This window comes from Pseudomonas sp. NFX224 (genome assembly GCF_048565165.1).
GTDB lineage: Bacteria > Pseudomonadota > Gammaproteobacteria > Pseudomonadales > Pseudomonadaceae > Aquipseudomonas.
This window is the reverse complement of sequence record NZ_CP183416.1, coordinates 3,624,347-3,643,718: the sequence shown is the minus strand read 5'-3', so window position 1 is coordinate 3,643,718 and position 19,372 is coordinate 3,624,347. Positions and strand designations below refer to the sequence as shown.

General features: G+C 60.5%; 18 protein-coding genes. 1 reads left to right on the top strand and 17 read right to left on the bottom strand.

The window, feature by feature from the left end; genetic code table 11:
• Positions 1-10: 10 nt before the first annotated feature.
• The 14 genes from ACNYC6_RS16420 to ACNYC6_RS16355 all read right to left on the bottom strand — a co-directional run bounded on the left by ACNYC6_RS16420 (position 11) and on the right by ACNYC6_RS16355 (position 15,658).
• Positions 11-712 carry a lipoate--protein ligase family protein gene (locus ACNYC6_RS16420; protein WP_419708323.1) on the bottom strand — a complete coding sequence of 234 codons (702 nt, stop codon included), beginning with the start codon at positions 710-712 and terminating at the stop codon, positions 11-13.
• A gap of 124 nt (positions 713-836) precedes the next feature.
• Positions 837-1,673 (bottom strand): indole-3-glycerol phosphate synthase TrpC, encoded by an 837-nt coding sequence (gene trpC / locus ACNYC6_RS16415; protein WP_419708322.1) that lies wholly within the window; start codon positions 1,671-1,673, stop codon positions 837-839.
• The gene (trpD, locus tag ACNYC6_RS16410; protein WP_419708321.1) at positions 1,670-2,719 is read right to left on the bottom strand and encodes an anthranilate phosphoribosyltransferase; all 1,050 of its coding nucleotides are present in this window, start codon (positions 2,717-2,719) and stop codon (positions 1,670-1,672) included. The genes trpC and trpD overlap by 4 nt, the downstream gene beginning before the upstream one ends.
• Positions 2,720-2,728: 9 nt before the next feature.
• Positions 2,729-3,322, bottom strand: coding sequence for an aminodeoxychorismate/anthranilate synthase component II (locus ACNYC6_RS16405; protein ID WP_419708320.1), 594 nt, complete (start codon positions 3,320-3,322; stop codon positions 2,729-2,731).
• 114 nt (positions 3,323-3,436) lie between these two features.
• Entirely contained in the window at positions 3,437-4,918 is a 1,482-nt protein-coding gene (gene trpE, locus ACNYC6_RS16400) for an anthranilate synthase component I (protein WP_419708319.1), read from the bottom strand.
• 70 nt (positions 4,919-4,988) lie between these two features.
• On the bottom strand, positions 4,989-5,807 hold the full coding sequence (locus tag ACNYC6_RS16395; protein ID WP_419708318.1) for a phosphoglycolate phosphatase: 819 nt from the start codon (positions 5,805-5,807) through the stop codon (positions 4,989-4,991).
• Entirely contained in the window at positions 5,804-6,478 is a 675-nt protein-coding gene (rpe, locus tag ACNYC6_RS16390; protein ID WP_053162900.1) for a ribulose-phosphate 3-epimerase, read from the bottom strand. The genes ACNYC6_RS16395 and rpe overlap by 4 nt, the downstream gene beginning before the upstream one ends.
• A gap of 80 nt (positions 6,479-6,558) precedes the next feature.
• Positions 6,559-7,707, bottom strand: coding sequence for an iron-containing alcohol dehydrogenase (locus ACNYC6_RS16385; protein ID WP_419708317.1), 1,149 nt, complete (start codon positions 7,705-7,707; stop codon positions 6,559-6,561).
• A 231-nt stretch (positions 7,708-7,938) separates the two neighbouring features.
• Entirely contained in the window at positions 7,939-8,763 is an 825-nt protein-coding gene (locus tag ACNYC6_RS16380) for an ABC transporter permease (RefSeq protein WP_007910157.1), read from the bottom strand.
• 12 nt (positions 8,764-8,775) lie between these two features.
• Entirely contained in the window at positions 8,776-10,023 is a 1,248-nt protein-coding gene (locus ACNYC6_RS16375) for an ABC transporter permease (protein ID WP_150736141.1), read from the bottom strand.
• A 158-nt stretch (positions 10,024-10,181) separates the two neighbouring features.
• Positions 10,182-11,225, bottom strand: a complete 1,044-nt coding sequence (locus tag ACNYC6_RS16370) for an ABC transporter substrate-binding protein (RefSeq protein WP_419708316.1) — start codon at positions 11,223-11,225, stop codon at positions 10,182-10,184.
• Between the two features lie 44 nt (positions 11,226-11,269).
• Positions 11,270-12,394: an ABC transporter ATP-binding protein gene (locus tag ACNYC6_RS16365; protein WP_419708315.1), complete on the bottom strand. Its 1,125-nt coding sequence runs from the start codon at positions 12,392-12,394 to the stop codon at positions 11,270-11,272.
• 234 nt (positions 12,395-12,628) lie between these two features.
• Positions 12,629-13,258, bottom strand: coding sequence for a response regulator transcription factor (locus tag ACNYC6_RS16360; protein ID WP_020798801.1), 630 nt, complete (start codon positions 13,256-13,258; stop codon positions 12,629-12,631).
• Positions 13,259-15,658 carry a PAS domain-containing sensor histidine kinase gene (locus tag ACNYC6_RS16355; protein ID WP_419708314.1) on the bottom strand — a complete coding sequence of 800 codons (2,400 nt, stop codon included), beginning with the start codon at positions 15,656-15,658 and terminating at the stop codon, positions 13,259-13,261.
• 73 nt (positions 15,659-15,731) lie between these two features.
• Between ACNYC6_RS16355 and ACNYC6_RS16350 the strand changes: the two genes are divergently transcribed.
• Complete coding sequence (locus tag ACNYC6_RS16350) at positions 15,732-16,724, top strand: alpha/beta hydrolase family protein (RefSeq protein WP_419708313.1); 993 nt, start codon at positions 15,732-15,734, stop codon at positions 16,722-16,724.
• Positions 16,725-16,854: 130 nt separating this feature from the next.
• Here the strand turns inward: ACNYC6_RS16350 and ACNYC6_RS16345 are convergent, their stop codons facing one another.
• From ACNYC6_RS16345 to ACNYC6_RS16335, 3 genes are read right to left on the bottom strand one after another with little or no spacing between them, the layout of a single operon-like run.
• Positions 16,855-17,622 carry a TerB family tellurite resistance protein gene (locus tag ACNYC6_RS16345; RefSeq protein WP_419708312.1) on the bottom strand — a complete coding sequence of 256 codons (768 nt, stop codon included), beginning with the start codon at positions 17,620-17,622 and terminating at the stop codon, positions 16,855-16,857.
• A gap of 1 nt (position 17,623) precedes the next feature.
• Positions 17,624-18,295, bottom strand: coding sequence for an N-acetylmuramate alpha-1-phosphate uridylyltransferase MurU (gene murU, locus ACNYC6_RS16340; protein WP_419708311.1), 672 nt, complete (start codon positions 18,293-18,295; stop codon positions 17,624-17,626).
• Positions 18,292-19,311 (bottom strand): aminoglycoside phosphotransferase family protein, encoded by a 1,020-nt coding sequence (locus ACNYC6_RS16335; protein ID WP_419708310.1) that lies wholly within the window; start codon positions 19,309-19,311, stop codon positions 18,292-18,294. The genes murU and ACNYC6_RS16335 overlap by 4 nt, the downstream gene beginning before the upstream one ends.
• Positions 19,312-19,372 lie beyond the last annotated feature (61 nt).

Sequence of the window (19,372 nt, the reverse complement as noted above, 5' to 3'; positions counted from 1 at the left end):
GCTCGAACACCTAGCCGCTGAACATCTGCGCCAGCATCAGCCGATAGAGCTCATCAAGACGCGCCAGCGCATGTGGCGCCGTGAACTTCTCATGCAGGGCGATGTGGCTTTCAGCACGCACTCGTTGCCCCAGCCCGCAAGCTTCGTTGAAGCGATTGACCGCCGCGACCATCGACTCACGCTCGTCATCCATCAACATTGCACCGTGCACCAAGCCAACCGGGCGCGAACCACCCTGGCTCTGGCGCCAGCGCTGGGCGGTGCCAACCATCTTGCGCCCGTCGAGATTGACGTTGAAGCGGCCATCGCAGAACGCACCATCGATTTCGCCCAGGGACGAAGCGCCGCCCAGCTCATCCAGCAACTGGCAGATCGGATCGCACAGACGCCGATAACCGGACTCGATGCGATTCAAATCGCCTTCGCTGCGCGGCGGTGCGTACACCAGTGCGATGTTGATGGTTGTGGCTGATTGGGGCACCGGTTCGCCGCCGGTATCCCGCAGCAGCACAGGCCAACCCGCCGCAGCCGAGACTTCACAAGCGGACTCAAAGCCCGGCAGGCGATTCAAGCGACGCGGCATCACTAATGCCTGGTCATTCGGTTGCCAGAACAACAGGCCGAACTCGGCGTCGCCGGCACAGATCGATGCCAGCAGATCCTGTTCGGCTTGAAGGCCGGCTTCGATGGTCAAGGAGACAGGTGAGGTCATAAGGGATTCCGTAGGACATAGAGTCTGTGGTGCTTCTTATGCCGCTATCGCGAGCAGGCCAGCTCCTGCAGGGGATTGGTTTACACCAAAAATCCACTATGGGAGCTCGCTCGCGATGCTTTATTCAGTCGAGTGTAGAACCACTGACCGGAACGCCGCGCTCAGGGAAGAACAGACGCTGCAACTCGGTACCCGGGCTTTCGGCGCGCATGAATGCCTCGCCGACCAGGAACGCGTAGACGTCGCTGATTTCCATCAGCTCGACATCGGCGCGGTTGAGGATGCCGCTCTCGGTGATCACCAGTCGATCGCGCGGGATACGCGGCAACAAGTCGAGAGTGGTTTCCAGGCTGACATCGAAGGTGTGCAGGTTGCGGTTGTTCACGCCAACCAGCGGAGTGTCGAGGGTTTTCAAGGCCCGCTCCAACTCGTCACCATCGTGGACTTCCACCAGCACATCGAGGTTGACGCTTTTGGCCACGGCTGCCAGCTCGGCCATTTTCACGTCATCCAGTGCGGAGACGATCAATAGAACGCAGTCGGCGCCCAAAGCACGAGCTTCAATGATCTGATATGGATCGATCATGAAGTCCTTGCGGATCACCGGCAGCTTGCACGCCGCACGCGCCTGCTGCAGGTACGCATCGGCGCCCCGGAAGTAGTCGATGTCAGTGAGTACCGACAGGCAGGTCGCGCCGCCCTTCTCGTAGCTTTTGGCGATGTCGGCGGGAACGAAGTGCTCGCGGATCACGCCTTTGCTCGGCGAGGCTTTCTTGATTTCAGCAATGACCGCCGGTTGTTTCAGCTTGGCCTGAGCCATCAGCGCCTTGGCAAAACCACGGGGTGCATCGGCCGCTTTGGCCAGGGTTTCCAGCTCGGCGAGGCTTACGCGTGCACTGCGCTCGGCAACTTCCTCGACCTTGCGCGCCAGAATCTTTTCCAGAACTGTCGGTACACTCATCCCTCATTCTCCACTTTGAATACCGCGGTAAACGCACCCAGTTCCTCGAGCTTCTCCCGAGCGAGACCAGTGTGCAGCGCATCGTGCGCCAGGGCCACGCCCTCTTTCAAACTGCTGGCATGGTCGGCAGCGTACAGCGCCGCGCCGGCATTGAGCATGATCATCTCGGCGGCTTTCTGGCCGTTCTCGGTCTTGCGTTTGCCCAAGGCATCACGAATCAGCTCAAGGGATGCCGCCGGGCTTTCCACCGCCAGGCCGTGCAGGCTCTGGCTCTTCATGCCCAGGTCTTCCGGCTCGACCCAATACTCGGTGATCTGATCGTTTTTCAGCTCCGCGACAAAGGTCGGTGCCGCCAGGCTGAATTCATCCAGGCCATCTTTTGAATGCACTACCAACACATGCTTGCTGCCCAGACGCTGCAACACTTCCGCCAGTGGACGGCACAGGGCCTGGGTGAACACGCCCACCACCTGATGTTTCACACCGGCCGGATTCGTAAGCGGGCCAAGCATGTTGAACAGCGTTCGCAACCCCAGGTCCTTGCGCGGGCCTGCGGCGTATTTCATCGCGGAGTGATGAGTCTGGGCAAACATGAAACCAATACCAACGTTGTCAATGCAACGCGCCACTTGAACCGGGGTCAGGTTCAAATAGATGCCCGCCGCTTCCAGCAAATCAGCGCTGCCGCTCTTGCCCGAGACCGCACGGTTGCCATGCTTGGCCACGGTGCAACCGGCCGCCGCCACGACGAACGAGGAAGCGGTCGACACATTGAAGATGTTGGCTCCGTCACCGCCAGTGCCCACCACATCGACCACGCCGTCGAGGGTCTTGAGTTCGACCTTGTCCGCCAGCTCGCGCATGACCGACACGGCGCCGACGATTTCGTCGATGCTTTCGCTCTTCATGCGCATGGCCATCATGAAGGCGCCGATCTGCGCGTCCGTGCATTGCCCGGTCATGATTTCGCGCATCACATCGCGCATTTCATCGGTGCTGAGGTCGAGGTGATCGACGATACGGCCCAGGGCTGTCTTGATATTCATGAGTAGTCCTTAGCGCGTGCCGCCGGTTTGTTTGAGGAAGTTGGCAAACAGTTCGTGGCCCTGCTCGGTCAGGATCGACTCAGGGTGAAACTGCACGCCTTCGATGTTCAGGGTCTTGTGACGCAGGCCCATGATCTCGTCGACCGAACCGTCTTCGAGTTGAGTCCATGCGGTCAGTTCGAGGCAATCCGGCAAGGATTCGCGTTTGACGATCAATGAATGATAGCGCGTGACCGTCAGCGGGTTATTCAGACCTTCGAAGACGCCTTTGTCTTCGTGGAACACCGGGCTGGTCTTACCGTGCATGACCTGGCGGGCGCGGACCACATCGCCGCCAAACGCCTGGCCGATGGATTGATGGCCCAGGCACACGCCCAGAATCGGCAACTTGCCGGCGAAGTGTTTGATGACGTCAATCGAGACGCCCGCTTCGGTCGGGGTGCAAGGGCCAGGCGAGACGACGATGCGCTCTGGGTTGAGGGCTTCGATTTCGGCAACGGTGAGTTCATCGTTGCGCACCACTTTGACCTGGGAGCCCAGCTCACCAAGGTATTGCACAACGTTGTAGGTAAAAGAGTCGTAGTTATCGATCATCAGCAACATGGCGTTAAGAACCTCTTGAATTCACTGGCTACTAATACGGCCTTCGAATGAATGGCCCGCCGCGTCCAGCGCTTGATCGCTCAAGGCGGCCGGCAGACGGGCAACGTTCATCGGTCAGCCTTGCGGAGTTTGTTCAGCCAGCGCCACGGCACGGAACATCGCGCGGCGCTTGTTCAGGGTTTCTTCCCATTCCAGCGCCGGCACCGAGTCGGCGACGATGCCGCCACCGGCCTGCACGTGCAGTTCGCCGTTCTTGATCACCGCCGTGCGGATCGCAATGGCGGTGTCCATGTTGCCGTTCCAGGCGAAGTAGCCGACGGCGCCGCCGTAGACGCCCCGCTTGACCGGCTCCAGTTCGTCGATGATTTCCATCGCGCGAATCTTCGGCGCACCGGACAAGGTGCCCGCCGGCAGAATCGCCCGCAGTGCATCCATCGCCGTCAGGCCGGCCTTCAGTTGGCCAGTGACGTTGGACACGATATGCATCACGTTGGAATAACGCTCGATGACCATTTTCTCGGTGAGTTTCACCGAACCGATTTCCGACACCCGGCCGGTGTCGTTACGGCCAAGGTCGATCAGCATCAAGTGCTCGGCGATTTCCTTGTCGTCCGACAGCAGGTCTTTTTCCAGCGCCAGATCGGCCTCTTCGTTGGCCCCACGCGGACGAGTGCCGGCAATCGGGCGTACGGTGATCAGGTTGTCTTCGACCCGCACCAGCACTTCCGGCGAACTGCCGACAACGTGGAAGTCGCCGAAGTTGAAGAAGTACATATAAGGCGTCGGGTTGAAGCAGCGCAGCGCGCGATAAAGATCGATCGGCGCAGCCTTGAAGTCGATCGACATGCGCTGCGATGGCACGACTTGCATGCAGTCACCGGCCAGGATGTATTCCTTGATGGTGTCGACGGCTTTTTCGTAATCGTCCTGGGTGAAACTAGAGCGAAACACCGGATCGGCCGCTTGCTGCTGGCTGAAGTCCAGGCCACGGCGCGGGGTGATCGGCTGACGGAGTTTTTCCAGCAACTCTTCCAGGCGTGCGCGACCTTGCTCGAAAGCGTCTTCCTGCGCCGGGTCGGCCAGGACGATCGCGTGCATCTTGCCGGCGAGGTTGTCAAACACGACGACCGCGTCAGAAACCATCAGCAGGATGTCCGGCACGCCCAGCGGATCCGGGTTCGGGCATTTGCCCAGACGCTTCTCCACATAACGCACACAGTCGTAACCGAAGTAACCCACCAGACCGCCATTGAAGCGCGGCAGGCCGGCGATGGTCGGCACGTTGTAGCGGGCCTTGAAGGTTTCGACGAAGGCCAGCGGATCTTCCACGTCATGGCTTTCGGTCTCGACGCCATCGATGGTCACGCTGACGTGATGGTCATGAACCCGCATCACGGTGCGGCACGGCAGGCCGATGATCGAGTAACGGCCCCACTTCTCGCCACCCTGTACGGATTCCAGCAAGTAGGAGTTGGGCTCGTCGGCCAGTTTCAGGTAGATCGACAGCGGCGTGTCGAAGTCGGCCAGGGTTTCGCAGGCAAGCGGGATACGGTTGTAGCCGGCAGCGGCCAAACGCAGGAATTCTTCGCGGATCATGATGTGCCTCGTGGCTTGAGGGTCTAACAGTCAGGTATGCAAACGCGCCGGGTAACCGGCCAGGTAAAAGTCAGGCGCGCCAACGCCAGCGGGCCAGGGCCTTGATGACTTTCATCCAGAGTTTGCGAGTGACCACCACGATGGAATTTCCAGGAGGGGATTGAACAGCGTCGGGCAACGTTATCTCAGCGGCCGGATCCAGGCAACCGGGAATTAACTTGCGCAGATCGTCGATCACCAGCGTCGGCGACTCTTCGGCGATCGGCCGGCCATGGTTATAGCCATAACTCAATGCCACGCACTTGACCCCGGCCGCTTTCGCCGCCAGCACATCGCTGCGCGAATCGCCGACGAACAAGGACTGCGAGGCCGGAATGTTGGTCATTTTCATGACGAAAAACAGCGCGGCCGGGTCAGGCTTTTTCTGTGGCAGGGTGTCGCCGCCGATGATCAGGCGGAAGTAACGACCGATTTTCATCTGATCCAGCAGCGGCGCGACGAAGCGCTCCGGCTTGTTGGTGATCAGCGCCATCTCGACACCCTGCTTGTGCAGCCATTTCAGGGTATCGCGCACACCGGGGTAGACCACGGTCAGCTCATGGCTTTCGCCATAAGCCTGCATGAAAATCTCCAGCGCATGCTCAGCTTCGCTGTCATCGACCTGCGAATGGTCAAGACCGCCAGCCAGCGCACGTCGCACCAGCACCGGGGCGCCATTGCCGACCCACTCGCGTACCGAAGCGATGCCGGCCGGTGCGCGACCGAGTTTGAGCAGCATGTTATCCACAGCCGCCGCAAGGTCCGGGACCGAATCGATCAGCGTGCCATCCAGATCGAACATCACCAGCCTTGGCAGACTTCCCGGGAACAGCTGCTCAAAGCCACTCATGGGCGGGCCAGCGCCAGCTCAGAACGCATCTTGTCGATGACTTCCTGGTAGTTCGGCGCATTGAAGATGGCTGAGCCGGCGACGAAGGTGTCAGCACCGGCCGCAGCGATTTCGCGAATGTTGTTCACGTTCACGCCGCCGTCGATTTCCAGACGAATATCGCGACCCGAAGCATCAATCAATGCCCGCGCTTCACGGAGTTTGTCGAGGGTGCCGGGGATGAACTTCTGCCCGCCGAAGCCTGGGTTGACGCTCATCAGCAGGATCATGTCGACCTTGTCCATCACGTACTTGAGTACGTCCAGCGGGGTCGCCGGGTTGAACACCAGGCCCGACTTGCAGCCGCCCTCGCGGATCAGTTGCAGGGAACGGTCGACGTGTTGGGTGGCTTCCGGGTGAAAGGTGATGTACGTAGCACCGGCTTCGATGAAGTCGCCAACGATGCGGTCCACCGGGCTGACCATCAAATGCGCATCGATTGGCGCAGTCACGCCGTACTTGCGCAGGGCCGCGCAGACCATCGGGCCGATGGTCAGGTTGGGCACGTAATGGTTGTCCATGACATCGAAATGCACAAAATCGGCGCCAGCGGCCAGGACATTGTCCACTTCTTCACCCAGGCGGGCGAAGTCGGCGGAGAGAATCGACGGAGCAATTACGAAGGGCTGCATGACGCACCTTTTCTGAGCTAAATCACGATGGCGCGCATTGTATACCTCATGCTTTGACGCGCGCACCGTGAGCGCGATGATCAGTAGGCTGCGCGGTAGATCTTCTCGATATCAATGGCGCTCAATTTGCGTGGATTGTTGCGCATCAAGCGGTCAATGCCCGCGGCTTCCACTGCCATGGCGGGGATGGCGTCTTCGGGAACCCCGAAACTGCGCAGACCCTTGGGAATTTCCACGGCCGCACACAACTCGGTCATGGCCTCCACGGCTTTGTCGGCTGCTTCATTGGCACTCAGATGAGCGGTCTTCACCCCCATGGCTTCGGCGACATCCTGCATGCGTTCGACGCAGGCCATCTTGTTCCAGGTCATGACATAGGGCAGCAGCAAGGCGTTGCTCACGCCATGGGCGATGTTGAAACGCCCGCCCAGCGGATACGCCAGCGCATGCACCGCACCGACCCCGGCGTTGCCGAATGCCATGCCGGCCATCAGGCTGGCGGTGGCCATGTCTTCCCGTGCCTGCAGGTTCGATGGGTTGGCGTAGGCCTTGGGCAGGGCCGTGGCGATCAGCTTGATCGCACCGATGGCCAGGGCATCGGTAATCGGCGAAGCGTTGACCGACAGATAGGATTCGATGGCATGCACCAATGCGTCGATGCCGCTGGCAGCCGTGACACCGCGCGGGCAGGTCAGGGTCATCTGCGGACTGACCAGCGCCACGTCCGGCAATAGATAGTCGCTGACGATGCCCTTTTTGAGTTGCGCGACCTTGTCGGAGAGGATCGCCACGTTGGTCACTTCCGAACCGGTGCCGGCAGTGGTTGGAATCGCAATCAGCGGCGGTCCTTTGCGCGGCACCTGGTCGACACCGAACAAATCCTCCAGCTCGCCGTGGTAGCCGGCATAGGCCGCGACACTCTTGGCGATATCGATGGCGCTGCCACCGCCCAGACCGATCAAGCCGTCATGCCCGCCTTCGCGGTAAACCCGCATGCAGTCTTCGACGATGGCGATTTCCGGATCGGGCAGCACTCGGTCGAAGATCTCGTAGCTTCGATCACCCAGCTGCGCCAGCGCCAGCGCTACCGTGCCGGATTTCACCAAAGCAGCGTCGGTGACAATCAGCGGGTTGTCGATGTCCAGACGTGTCAGCTCAGCGGACAGTTGCTCGATGGCCCCTGCGCCGGTGATCAGTTTGTGAGCGATTTTGAAAGAGGAAAGACTCATGTGCGCAGCCTCTTATAGATGTGGGAGCTGGGCACAATAGTAGCTGGGGATTGCGGGTTGTCTTCTATTCAGGTCGTGAATGACCGCACCTCCCGAAAACCACCCAAAACACCTGTAGGAGCGAGCCTGCTCGCGATGAACCTGAGAGCGACGCGGGGTGTCAGGTTTCCCGCGTTATCGTTGACGTTCATCGCGAGCAGGCTCGCTCCTACAGGGGATTGGCGTAAAGCATTAAACCTGTGCGGTACGCAGTTTCTCGCTACGCCCACGTAGCCATTCCAGCGTCAGCAGCAGGATCACCGAGAAGGCGATCAGCAGCGTTGCGGCGGCGGCGATGGTCGGGCTGAGGTTTTCGCGGATACCGCTGAACATCTGCCGAGGCAGCGTCGCTTGCTCGGGGCCGGCGAGGAACAGCGTCACCACCACTTCATCGAAAGAGGTAGCGAAGGCGAACAACGCACCGGAAATCACGCCCGGTGCAATCAGCGGCAACGTCACCCGGCGGAACGCCGTCAGCGGCGAAGCGCCGAGGCTGGCAGCGGCGCGCACCAGATTATGGTTAAAGCCCTGCAACGTCGCCGACACCGTGATGATCACGAACGGCACACCCAGCACCGCATGCACCACGATCAACGAGAAGAAGCTGTTGCCCAGTCCCAACGGCGCGAAGAACAGGTAGCTGGCCACACCGATGATCACCACGGGCACCACCATCGGCGAAATGACCAGCGCCATCACCAGCGCCTTGCCGGGAAAGTCGCCACGGGTCAGGCCGATGGCGGCCAGCGTACCGAACACCATCGCCAGTACCGTCGCTGCCGGGGCGACGATGATGCTGTTCTTCAGGGCGCGCATCCACTCCGCCGAGGCGAAGAAATCGTGATACCACTGCAACGAGAAACCTTGCAGCGGGTACACCAGGAAACTGCCTGAGTTGAACGACAGCGGAATGATCACCAGCACCGGCAGGATCAGGAACAACAGAATCAAGCCGCAGAGAATCCGCAAGCTGTAGAACCACACCCGTTCGATGGGCGACATGTAAGGACTCAGCATTTCGTTCTCCCCTTAGCTCAGGCGCAGGCGGCTCGCGCCCACCAGCCAGCTGTAAATCAGATAAAGCACGACCGTCGCGAGCAACAGCAGCCCGCCGAGTGCGGTCGCCATGCCCCAGTTGATGCTGGTGTTGGTGTAGAAGGCGACGAAGTAACTGACCATCTGATCGTTCGGGCTGCCCAGCAGTGCCGGGGTGATGTAGTAACCAATGGCGAGGATGAACACCAACAGGCAACCGGCGCCGACACCGGCATAGGTCTGCGGGAAGTACACCCGCCAGAAACTGGCGAACGGATGGCAGCCGAGGGAAATCGCGGCGCGCATGTAGGTCGGCGAGATGCCTTTCATCACGCTGTAGATCGGCAGGATCATGAACGGCAGCAGGATGTGTACCATCGATATGTAAACGCCGACACGGTTGAACACCAGTTCAATTGGTTTATCGATGATGCCCATGGCCATCAGGCCGCTGTTGATCAGGCCACCCGATTGCAGCAACACGATCCACGCGGCGACCCGCACCAGGATCGACGTCCAGAACGGCAGCAGCACCAGGATCATCAGCAGGTTGCTTTGGCGCGACGGCAGGTTCGCCAGCAGGTAAGCCAGTGGATACGCCAGCACCAGGCAGATCACGGTGATGACCAGGCCCATCCAGAAGGTGCGGGCAAAAATGTCGAGGTAGATCGCCTGGTCCGGGGTGGCCGGGGCGATTTCGCCGAGGTCGTCGATACGGTGATCGACAGCCGCCAGCAGGTAATACGGGGTGATGCTGCTGGTGTTGCGGCGTACCGCTTGCCAGTAGGCAGGGTCGCCCCAACGCTCATCGAGACCTTCCAGCGCTTCTTTATAGGAGGCAGGTTCCGTGGCGAGCGGCAAGGCGCGGGCAGTTTTGGTCAGCAGGCTGCGGTAGCCGGCCAGTTCCATGTTCAGGCGCTTGGACAAATCGCCCAGGGTTTGATTCTTGCGGGCTTCGGCGAGGTCTTCGGCGGCCGCTTTGTAAACCGGTTCAGCGGGCAGTCCTCGGCCGTCCCAACTGGCAATGGCGGACACGGTGCGCGGCATGCCGCCGACCACTTCCGGGTTGCCCACGCTTTTGTAGAGCAGCGCCACGATCGGCACCAGGAACACCAGCAACAGAAACAGCACCAGCGGTGCGATCAGAGCCTGGGCCTTCCAGCGGTTGACCCGCTCGGCATGCTTGAGCCGCTGCTTCAAGGTGGGGTCGGTGCCCGCGTTCACGGGAACGGCGATAGCCATGGCGTACTCCGGAAATCTTTGATCGTTACAGAGGTGGCGAACCACCTCGAACTTATAAATGTGGGAGCGAGCCTGCTCGCGATTGCGATGTGTCAGTCACTATCAATGTTGAATGTGCCGACGCTTTCGCGAGCAGGCCCGCGCCTACAGGCGAAGCATTACTTCGCAGCCCAGGAATTGAAGCGCTGTTCCAGTTGCTCGCCGTTGTCAGCCCAGAAGCTGACGTCGATCTGCACTTGGTTGGCGATGTTTTCCGGGGTGGTCGGCATGTCTTTCAGGACATCCTTGGCCAGCAGCGGTACGGCTTGGGTGTTGGCCGGGCCGTAGGCGATGTTTTCCGAGTAGGTCTTCTGCTGCTGCGGCATCACCGAGTAGGCGATGAATTTTTTCGCAGCTTCGGCGCGCTTGGCGTCCAGACCTTTTGGAATGGCCCATGCGTCGAAGTCATAGATACCGCCGTTCCACACCACTTTCAGGTTGCTTTCTTTCTGCACGGCAGCGATGCGACCGTTGTAGGCCGAGCTCATGACCACGTCACCGGAGGCGAGGTATTGCGGCGGCTGTGCGCCGGCTTCCCACCACTGGATGCTTGGCTTGAGTTCATCGAGTTTCTTGAATGCGCGGTCCTGACCGTCTTTGCCGGCCAGTACTTTGTAGACGTCTTTCGGCGCAACGCCGTCGGCCATCAGTGCGAATTCCAGGGTGTACTTGGCGCCTTTACGCAGGCCGCGCTTGCCCGGGAATTTCTTGGTGTCCCAGAAATCGACCCAACTGGTCGGTGCGGAAGCCAGTTTGTCGGCGTTGTAGGCCAACACGGTCGACCACACGAAGAAGCCCACGCCGCATGGCTGGATAGCGCCTTTGACGTAGTCTTCGGTCTTGCCGAACAGGGCCGGGTCCAGTTGTTCGAACATGTCTTCGTCGCAACCACGGGACAGTTCCGGTGACTCAACTTCTACCAGGTCCCAGGACACGCTCTTGGTGTCGACCATGGCTTTGACCTTGGCCATTTCACCGTTGTACTCGCCCGCCACGATCTTGCCGTTGCCTGCCGCTTCCCACGGTGCGTAGAAGGCTTTGACCTGCGCCGCCTTGTTCGCCCCGCCAAAGGACACTACGGTCAGGTCCGGGCCTGCTGCCATCGCGTGCGAGGCGCCGATCATGCCCATGACCAGAGCTGTGAATTTCAGGGATTTCAACATTGATATTGTTCTCCACGTGCAGGGTTGGTGAAGCAGAAGGGCGATCAGTTCGCCTCTAGAAGTGGGTCGAGCGCACGAACGTGTTCGACCTGCCAGCCAAGCGGTACCACGTCACCAACGGCGAGCGCGGGATCGAGCTCGGCAATCGGTTGTTTCACGAAGAAGTCGGTCTTGCCACAGACTTCCAGGCGAACCCGGACGTGGTCGCCCAGATAGATGAATTCCGCCACCCTTCCCGAGAAGCGGTTGACGCACGACTCGGTGGCGCCGTTGAGGCTCACGCGTTCCGGGCGAATGGACAAGGTCACCGGCTCGCCGGTCTTGCCGACATTCACCGCCAGCGCTTCAACTTTTTCACCACGCCCCAGTTCGACCACGCAGCGGTCGCCGGTCTGGCTGTGCAGACGGCCATTGAGACGGTTGTTTTCGCCGATGAAGTTGGCGACGAAGGTGTTTTTCGGCTCTTCGTAGAGCGTGCGCGGCGGCGCGATCTGCTGGATTTCGCCTTGATGGAACACTGCCACCCGATCGGACATGGTCAGGGCTTCGCCCTGGTCGTGGGTCACGTAGACCACGGTCACGCCCAAGCGCTGGTGCAGGTGTTTGATTTCCATCTGCATGTGTTCACGCAGTTGTTTGTCGAGTGCGCCGAGAGGTTCGTCCATCAGCACCAGTTGCGGTTCGAACACCAAGGCGCGAGCCAGTGCCACGCGCTGCTGCTGACCACCGGACAGTTGCGCCGGGTAACGCTGCGCAAAGGCATCGAGCTGGACCATGCTCAGTACACGCTTGACCTTGTCGCTGACGTCGCTTTTGTTCAAACCGCGCACGGTCAACGGAAACGCCAGGTTCTCGGCGACCGTCATGTGCGGGAACAGCGCGTAATTCTGGAACACCATGCCGATGTCACGCTTGTGCGGCGGCACGTTGTTGATGGAGCGCCCGGCCAGCAGGATTTCACCCGCGGTCGGTGTTTCGAAACCGGCGAGCATCATCAGGCTGGTGGTCTTGCCGGAGCCGGACGGCCCGAGCAAGGTGAGGAATTCGCCTTTGCGAATGTCCAGGTTGAGGTCTTTGACGATCAGGTTCTCGCCATCGTAGCTCTTCTGCACTCCACGAAAGCTGACCAGAACATCATTGGCCCCTGCACTTGAATCGACCTGGCTCATACCCACACCTTTGTTGTTGATGACTGCTGTGGACTAAGCCTAGTGGACGCTGTGGGCCACGCAAATCGGGGCGCAGGAGAGAATCGCCTCAGTCGGATGGAAGGTTGGGGGTAGGGATTGCCCTACAAGGATGACGCGATTGGATAGATGCAGCGGCAAGCTTGCGGCGACAAGCCGCAAGTAAAGGAAAAAACCGTGTTTTGAGCTGTCGTAAATGGATATGCGTCCACAGGTTTAGAGGAGCTTGTGTTCCATCGCGTACTTCACCAACTCGGCCAGCGAGGTGATGTTGAGCTTCTGCATCAGCCGCGCCTTGTGGGTGCTGATAGTCTTGCTGCTCAAGGCCAGTTGCTGGGCGATGTCGTTGACGTTGGCGCCTTGAGCCAGGCGTTCGAACACGGAGAATTCGCGCTCTGACAGCAGCGAGTGCAATGGCCGCGAATCGGTCAGGCCGACTTCGAAGACCATGCGATCTGCGAGGTCGGGATCGATATAACGCCCCCCTGCCGCGACCCGGCGGATAGCGGTCAGCAACAGCGCCGGATCACTGTCCTTGGTCGCATACCCCGCAGCACCGACCTTCAACGCCCGGGCTGCCATCTGCGCTTCGTCGTGCATCGACAGCACCAGGATCACCGGAGGATTGTTCAGCGCACGAATCCGTGGAATCGCTTCCAGGCCGTTAACGCCCGGCATGGAGATATCCAGCAACACCACTTCGCAGGGCACATGCCGCAAGGTTTCTAGCAACTGCTCCCCATTGCTCGCCTCCCCCACCACCAGCAGATCCTTGGCTAGGCCGATCAATTGCTTGATGCCTTCGCGGACGATGGTGTGGTCTTCGGCTACCAGTACACGGATCACTCACTTCTCCTCATCCAACGGCACTCGCACGATCAGGGTCGTGCCCTCTCCCGGCTCACTAGCAAGCGACAACTGCCCGCCCATGATCAACACCCGCTCGCGCATGCCGACCACACCAAAGGATGTCGGTCTACCTGCCGTTGCGACAAATCCTACGCCATCATCGCTGACCGTCAGACACAACTCGTCGCCTTCAAGGGCCAGCGTCAGTTCAACAGTATGCGCCTGGGCGTGACGCATGACATTGGTCAGTGCTTCCTGAAGGATGCGAAACAGACCGATCGCCTTGGCATCACTGAGCAGCGGTAAATTATCCGGCACCTGCACCAGACACGGAATCTGCGTGCGCGCCTCGAAGCGGCGGGCCTGCCACTCGATCGCCGAGGCGATGCCGGCATCGAGAATCGGCGGTCGCAACGCCGTCGCCACATCCCGCACCAACTGGAACAACTGAGCGATCAAGCGTTTCATGCTGTTCAAGCGCTCGTTCAGACCAGGGTCCAGTTGCGCGTAGGCCAGTTCGCACATGGACGTTTCCAGCTTTAACACAGTGAGCATCTGGCCCAATTCGTCGTGAACTTCACGGGCGATGCGCGCCTTTTCCTCTTCCCGTACGCTTTCCAGGTGCGCGGACAATTCCCGCAGTTGCTCGCGGGAGCTGGCCAGTTCCAGTTCAATGCGCTTGCTCTCGCTGATGTCCCAGACAATACCGTCCCAGACGTAGGCACCGTCTTCCAGTTGACGGGTAATCGCCTTGATTTCGGCCCAGCGCTGTTCGCCCTGACGCGTAAGAATTCGCCCTTGCCACGACCAGTCGCTGTCGGTGTCCAGCGCATGATCCTGGGTCTGGTGATAACTGGCCTTGTCGTCCGGATGCACCAGGCTGCGCAGGCCTTTGTCACGATGAGCCAACGTTGCCGGCGAGTACCCCACCAGACTTTCGCTGCCCTCGCTGATGTAGGCAAAGTCGATCTGCCCTGTCACCGGCGCACGCTCCAGGCGAAAGACCAATCCGGGAACGTTCGCCGCGATCCCTTGCAACCGCGCCTCACTTTCCTGCAATGCCGCCAGCGCACGGCGACGCTCGGTGACGTCAGTGAGGTAAACCACCAGGTATTCGCCATCGCGAAAACGCAGGAAGCTCAGCGAGACATCTGTCGGCAGAATGCTGCCATCGGCCCGCAGGCAATTGGTTTCGAAACTTTGCGGCGACTCGTCGCTGGCCCTGGCGCGCTTCCACAGGTTCAACCAGCGATCCATATGCAGGCCGGGTTCGAAATCGATCAAGGGCCTGTCGATGATCCCGCCCGGTGGATAGCCCAGCATGGATTCCGCCGCACGGTTGGCATAACGCACGTGACTGTCCCAATTCACCCAAAGGATGCCGACGGTGCTCTGATCGATGGAAAATTGCGTCAGCCTCAACGCCTCTTCACTGGCTGCCCGCAAGGCGATGTCTGCCTGCGCAGCCGCCAGTCGTTGCTCCAGGCTGTGCTGCTGGCGGCGCTGCCAGAACACGATCGCCATGCTGCTCAGCGTCAGCACCAACAACAACAGGCAGAGGTTTTGCCAGAAGCCCGGCGACTCGGTGAGTCGTGGGTACTTGGGTTGCAGCCATTGGTTGTGCAGCGTTTCCAGATCCTTGGCCGGGATCGCTCGCAGCGCGCTTTCGATGATTCCGGCCAGTTCCGGCTTGTCGCGCCGCGTGGCCACCCGCAGCAACTGCGGCAAACCGATGTCCCCCACCACCACCAGCCCGGCGAATTCCGGCTCGACGGACAGCCGCCCCAATTGCGCCTCATCGACCACGGCGTAACCGGCCTGCTGGCTCAACAACAATTGCAGCGCCTGACGCTCTACCGGCACGCCCTGAAGGTTCAGGTGCGGATAGTTGCCGCGCAGGTAAGCGGCCGTCGCGCTGGGCATGCGCACGGCGACGCGGGTCTGGCTGTCGAGTTTCTCCAGCTCCACCGCACCGGTGCTTTTCTGGTCGCTGACCACCAGTTGCGGCACCCGCATGTACGGGTCGGAAAACTGCCAGAGCCGCAGCCCTGCGGGAGTCTGGCTCAGCCCGGGGGCGATATCGATTTCACCCGCGCGTGCGGCGGCTTCCAGCTGTTCCAGATCAGGAAAGTTGCGCCAGCTCAGCTCGACTTTGAGCGACTTGGCCAACCATTTCATCAGTTCGACATTGACCCCGGACAGGCGCTGCAAGCGACGATCGTATTGCGCATAGGGCGCCTGCAACACCAGACCGACGCGCAACTCGCCCTGTTGCGCCAGCCATTGTTGCTGGCCCACGGACAACGGTGCGACATGCGCTGGTGGCGCGGCCGCCGCCCAGCCCATCAAGGGAAACCACAACCAGCCGATAACCCACAGGCAGCGAAAACGCATCATCGAACTCTCACACACTGACAAATACTGACCAACCCATTAGGCTGCCGGAATCACTTCTGGCCTGGAATATCCGATGCCCCCTGTCTACCGCCTGGCACTGCCAGCATTGTGCCTGTCGCTGATCCTGCCATGCGCTTTTTCCGTCAAGGCTGCCGATCCGGCGCCTGCCGCCGCTGAACAACCCGCGCAAGAAAAACCGATTGAACGCCAGCCGTTGCCTGAGCGTAGCCAGGCAGAAGCGTCAGCACTCGAACGAAAAATTCCGGCCCAGGAGCAGCAGCAACTGCAAGCGGGCGGCGACACTTTCCTCGCCTTGTGGAAACCGGCCAATACCGCCGAACCCAAAGGCGCGGTGATTATCGTCCCGGGCGCTGGCGAAACCGTTGACTGGCCGCAAGCAATCAGTCCGTTGCGCCGCCAATTGCCGAACGCCGAATGGAGCAGCCTGAGTATCACCTTGCCGGACTTGCAAAGCGATGCCATTGCGCCACGCGTTGCCGAAGTGCCGCCAGCGCCCAAGACGCCGGACGCCGGCAGCAAGGACTCGACCACCGCCGCCCCCATCGAACAGGCAGCCGGCGGTGAAGCGGAAGTGGCGGACAAGCCCGTCGCCGAAACCAGTGAAGAACAGTCCAAAGCGGATGCCGAGCGAATCTTCGCTCGCATCGACGCGGCGATCGCGTTCGCCGAACAGCAAAGCGCTCGCAGCATCGTCGTACTGGGTCATGGCACCGGCGCTTATTGGGCCGCGCGGTATCTGAGCGAGAAGCAGACATCGCAAGTCGAGCGGTTCGTCATGGTCGCCGCGCAAACGCCCGGTCAAGCGAAACCCGAACTGGACGAGCTCGTGCCCACCCTGAAATTGCCCACCGCTGACATCTTCTACATGGACAAACCGCTGGACCGCAACGCGGCACTGGCCCGGTTGCAGACCAGCAAACGCTTGAAGACTTCGGCCTTCAGCCAGGTCTCGCTCAAGGCGTTGCCGGGCGACAGCAAGGCACAACAGGAGCAACTGGTTCGCCGGGTGCGGGGTTGGTTGAATCCGCAGAATGCGGCGGACTGATTGACCGCGTCGCCCCTATCGCGAGCAGGCTCGCTCACACACCAGTCCGCGTTCGACCAAACAACGCCGATCAAATGTGGGAGCGAGCCTGCTCGCGATGGGGACCTGACAGAGACCACAAAACCAATGTCTAGCGAAAATCCCGCCGCTGACGAATCAGCGTGTAGGCGTTGTGCAGCTCCCGGGTTTTCTCGGTAGCCTCACGAACCTGCGACGCCGTCGCTCCACTGCCGGCGATCTTGTCCGGGTGATGCCGACTGAGCAGGCGCCGATAGGCGCGCTTGATCTGCGCCGGCTCACTGGTCGCTGACACCCCCAACAGTCGCAACGCGTCCTGGTACGTCACCGCACCGCTGACCTGCGGTCGTTTGTGCGGCTCATAGTCGTGGGCCAGAGCCTGTACCTGATGCGGCGTCCAGCCCAGCCACTTGCCCCACTGGGCAATCAGCTCGCGCTCGCTGCTGCCAGCCCGACCATCGGCCCAGACCATCCGCCAACAGGCGCGCAACACGCCTTCGGTCGCATGGGGCTGAGCACTCAAGCGACGCAGATAACCGCGCAACCGATCGTTGCCCGACTTGCCGCGATTGAACGCGGCAATCGCCCGACGCCGGGCCGGTTCGTTCATTTCCAGCGAATGCATTTCCTGACGCGCCTGCTGGATATGCCCCTCCACCACCCGCCCGTCGCACTTGGCCAGCCGGCCGAGCAACACGAACAGCAGTTCATCGTTGCGCAGTACCGGACGACCACCAAGTTTTTCCCGCAGATGCGCCCAGCTTTGCAAGTGCAGGCGTCGATCCAGCGCCTGTCCCAACAAGGCACCGAGCAGAGCCCCCGGAATGCTGGCAATGGCAAAGCCCGCTCCGGCTCCGATCAGAGTCCCTGGCCATAGCATGTCAGCGGCTCGCTTCGATCAGGTTTTCCGCTTCAGCCAAACGTTCGTGAGTGCCGACATCGACCCACTGCCCGCTCAGGTGTTCTCCGGAAACCTGCCCGTTCGCCATCGCGGCACGCAGTAAAGGTGCCAGTTTGAACGCCCCGGCAGAGCAACCTTCGAACAACTGCGGATGCAACACGGCAATGCCGCTGTAGGTCAGGGTGGCCGCACCCGGTTGCCCGTCGCGAACCTGACCGTCGATCAACTGGAAATCCCCGCTCGGGTGATGAGCCGGGTTGTTCGCCAGCACCAGATGAGCCAGGCCGACAATCGGCTGATGCAGCACACTGAAGTCGTAATCGGTCCAGATGTCGCCATTGACCACGACAAAGGCGTCATCACCCAGCAACGGTAATGCACGAAAAATCCCGCCGCCGGTTTCCAGTGGCTCCCCTTCCGGCGAGTACTGGATGCCGACGCCATAGCGCGAACCGTCGTCCAGGTAATCCTCTATCTGCTGCCCGAGCCAGGCATGGTTGATCACGATCTCGGTAAACCCGGCAGTGGCCAGCGCACGCAGGTGATACTCGATCAGGGGCACCCCACCGGCGCGAACCAGCGGTTTTGGCGTGGTCAGGGTCAGCGGGCGCATGCGCTCGCCTTTGCCTGCCGCCAGAATCATCGCCTTCATGCCTTCACTCCAGCGCGCAGACTGGCCAGCAACACATCCAGTTCAGCCAGTTCAGGGCGGCGGGCGATCACAGCTTCTATATAGGCGAAGAAACGCGGCACATCGCCCAGATAACGTGGCTTGCCATCGCGATGGCAGATGCGCGCAAAGATGCCGATCACTTTCAGGTGACGCTGTACGCCCATCAAGTCGCTGGCGCGCAGGAAATCTTCAAACTCCGGCTGCACCGGAATGTCCAGCGCAGTGGCCTGCTGCCAATAACTTTCCAGCCAACCGCGCACGCGTTCCTCGGGCCAGCTGAGGAAGGCATCCTTGAACAGGCAGGTCACGTCGTAGGTCACCGGGCCATAAACCGCATCCTGGAAATCCAGCACACCGGGGTTCGGCTCGCTGAGCATCAGGTTGCGCGGCATGTAGTCGCGATGGACCAGGACTTTGGGCTGGGCCAGGGCGCTGTCGATCAACAAATCGCTGACTTGCTGCCAGAGCACTTGTTGCGCCGCGTCAAACTCGATACCCAATTCACGCTTCACGTACCACTCAGGGAACAGTTCGAGTTCGCGACGCAACAACGCCACGTCATAACTCGGCAACGGCGCAACCATCGGCAATTGTTGAAAAGCCAACAGCGCTTGCAGGGCATCGTTGAACAAATCGTCGGCATTTTCGCTGTCGATCACATCCAGATAGGTCTTGTTGCCGAGGTCGTTCAGCAAAAGAAATCCGCGCTCGAGGTCTTCTGCATAAATTTTCGGCACATTTATTCCGGATTTCGCCAGCAAAAAAGCGATATCCACGAAGGGTTTGCAGTTTTCCTGGGGCGGCGGAGCATCCATCACGATGAAACTTCTACCCGCGCCTTCCCAACGGAAATAACGCCGGAAACTCGCGTCGCTGCTGGCCGCAGTCAATGTGGCCGGGGGTACGGAACCCCAGCCCTGGTCCGCAAAAAGGGTCTCCAATTGTTGATCGAGCCAAACTTTCAGGTGTTGCAAACGTACATCTTGGTCAGGCATTGCAAGGGTCTCCGACGGCGCTAGCCGTCAAGCGGGTCATGCTTTATTATCCAGCATCTTT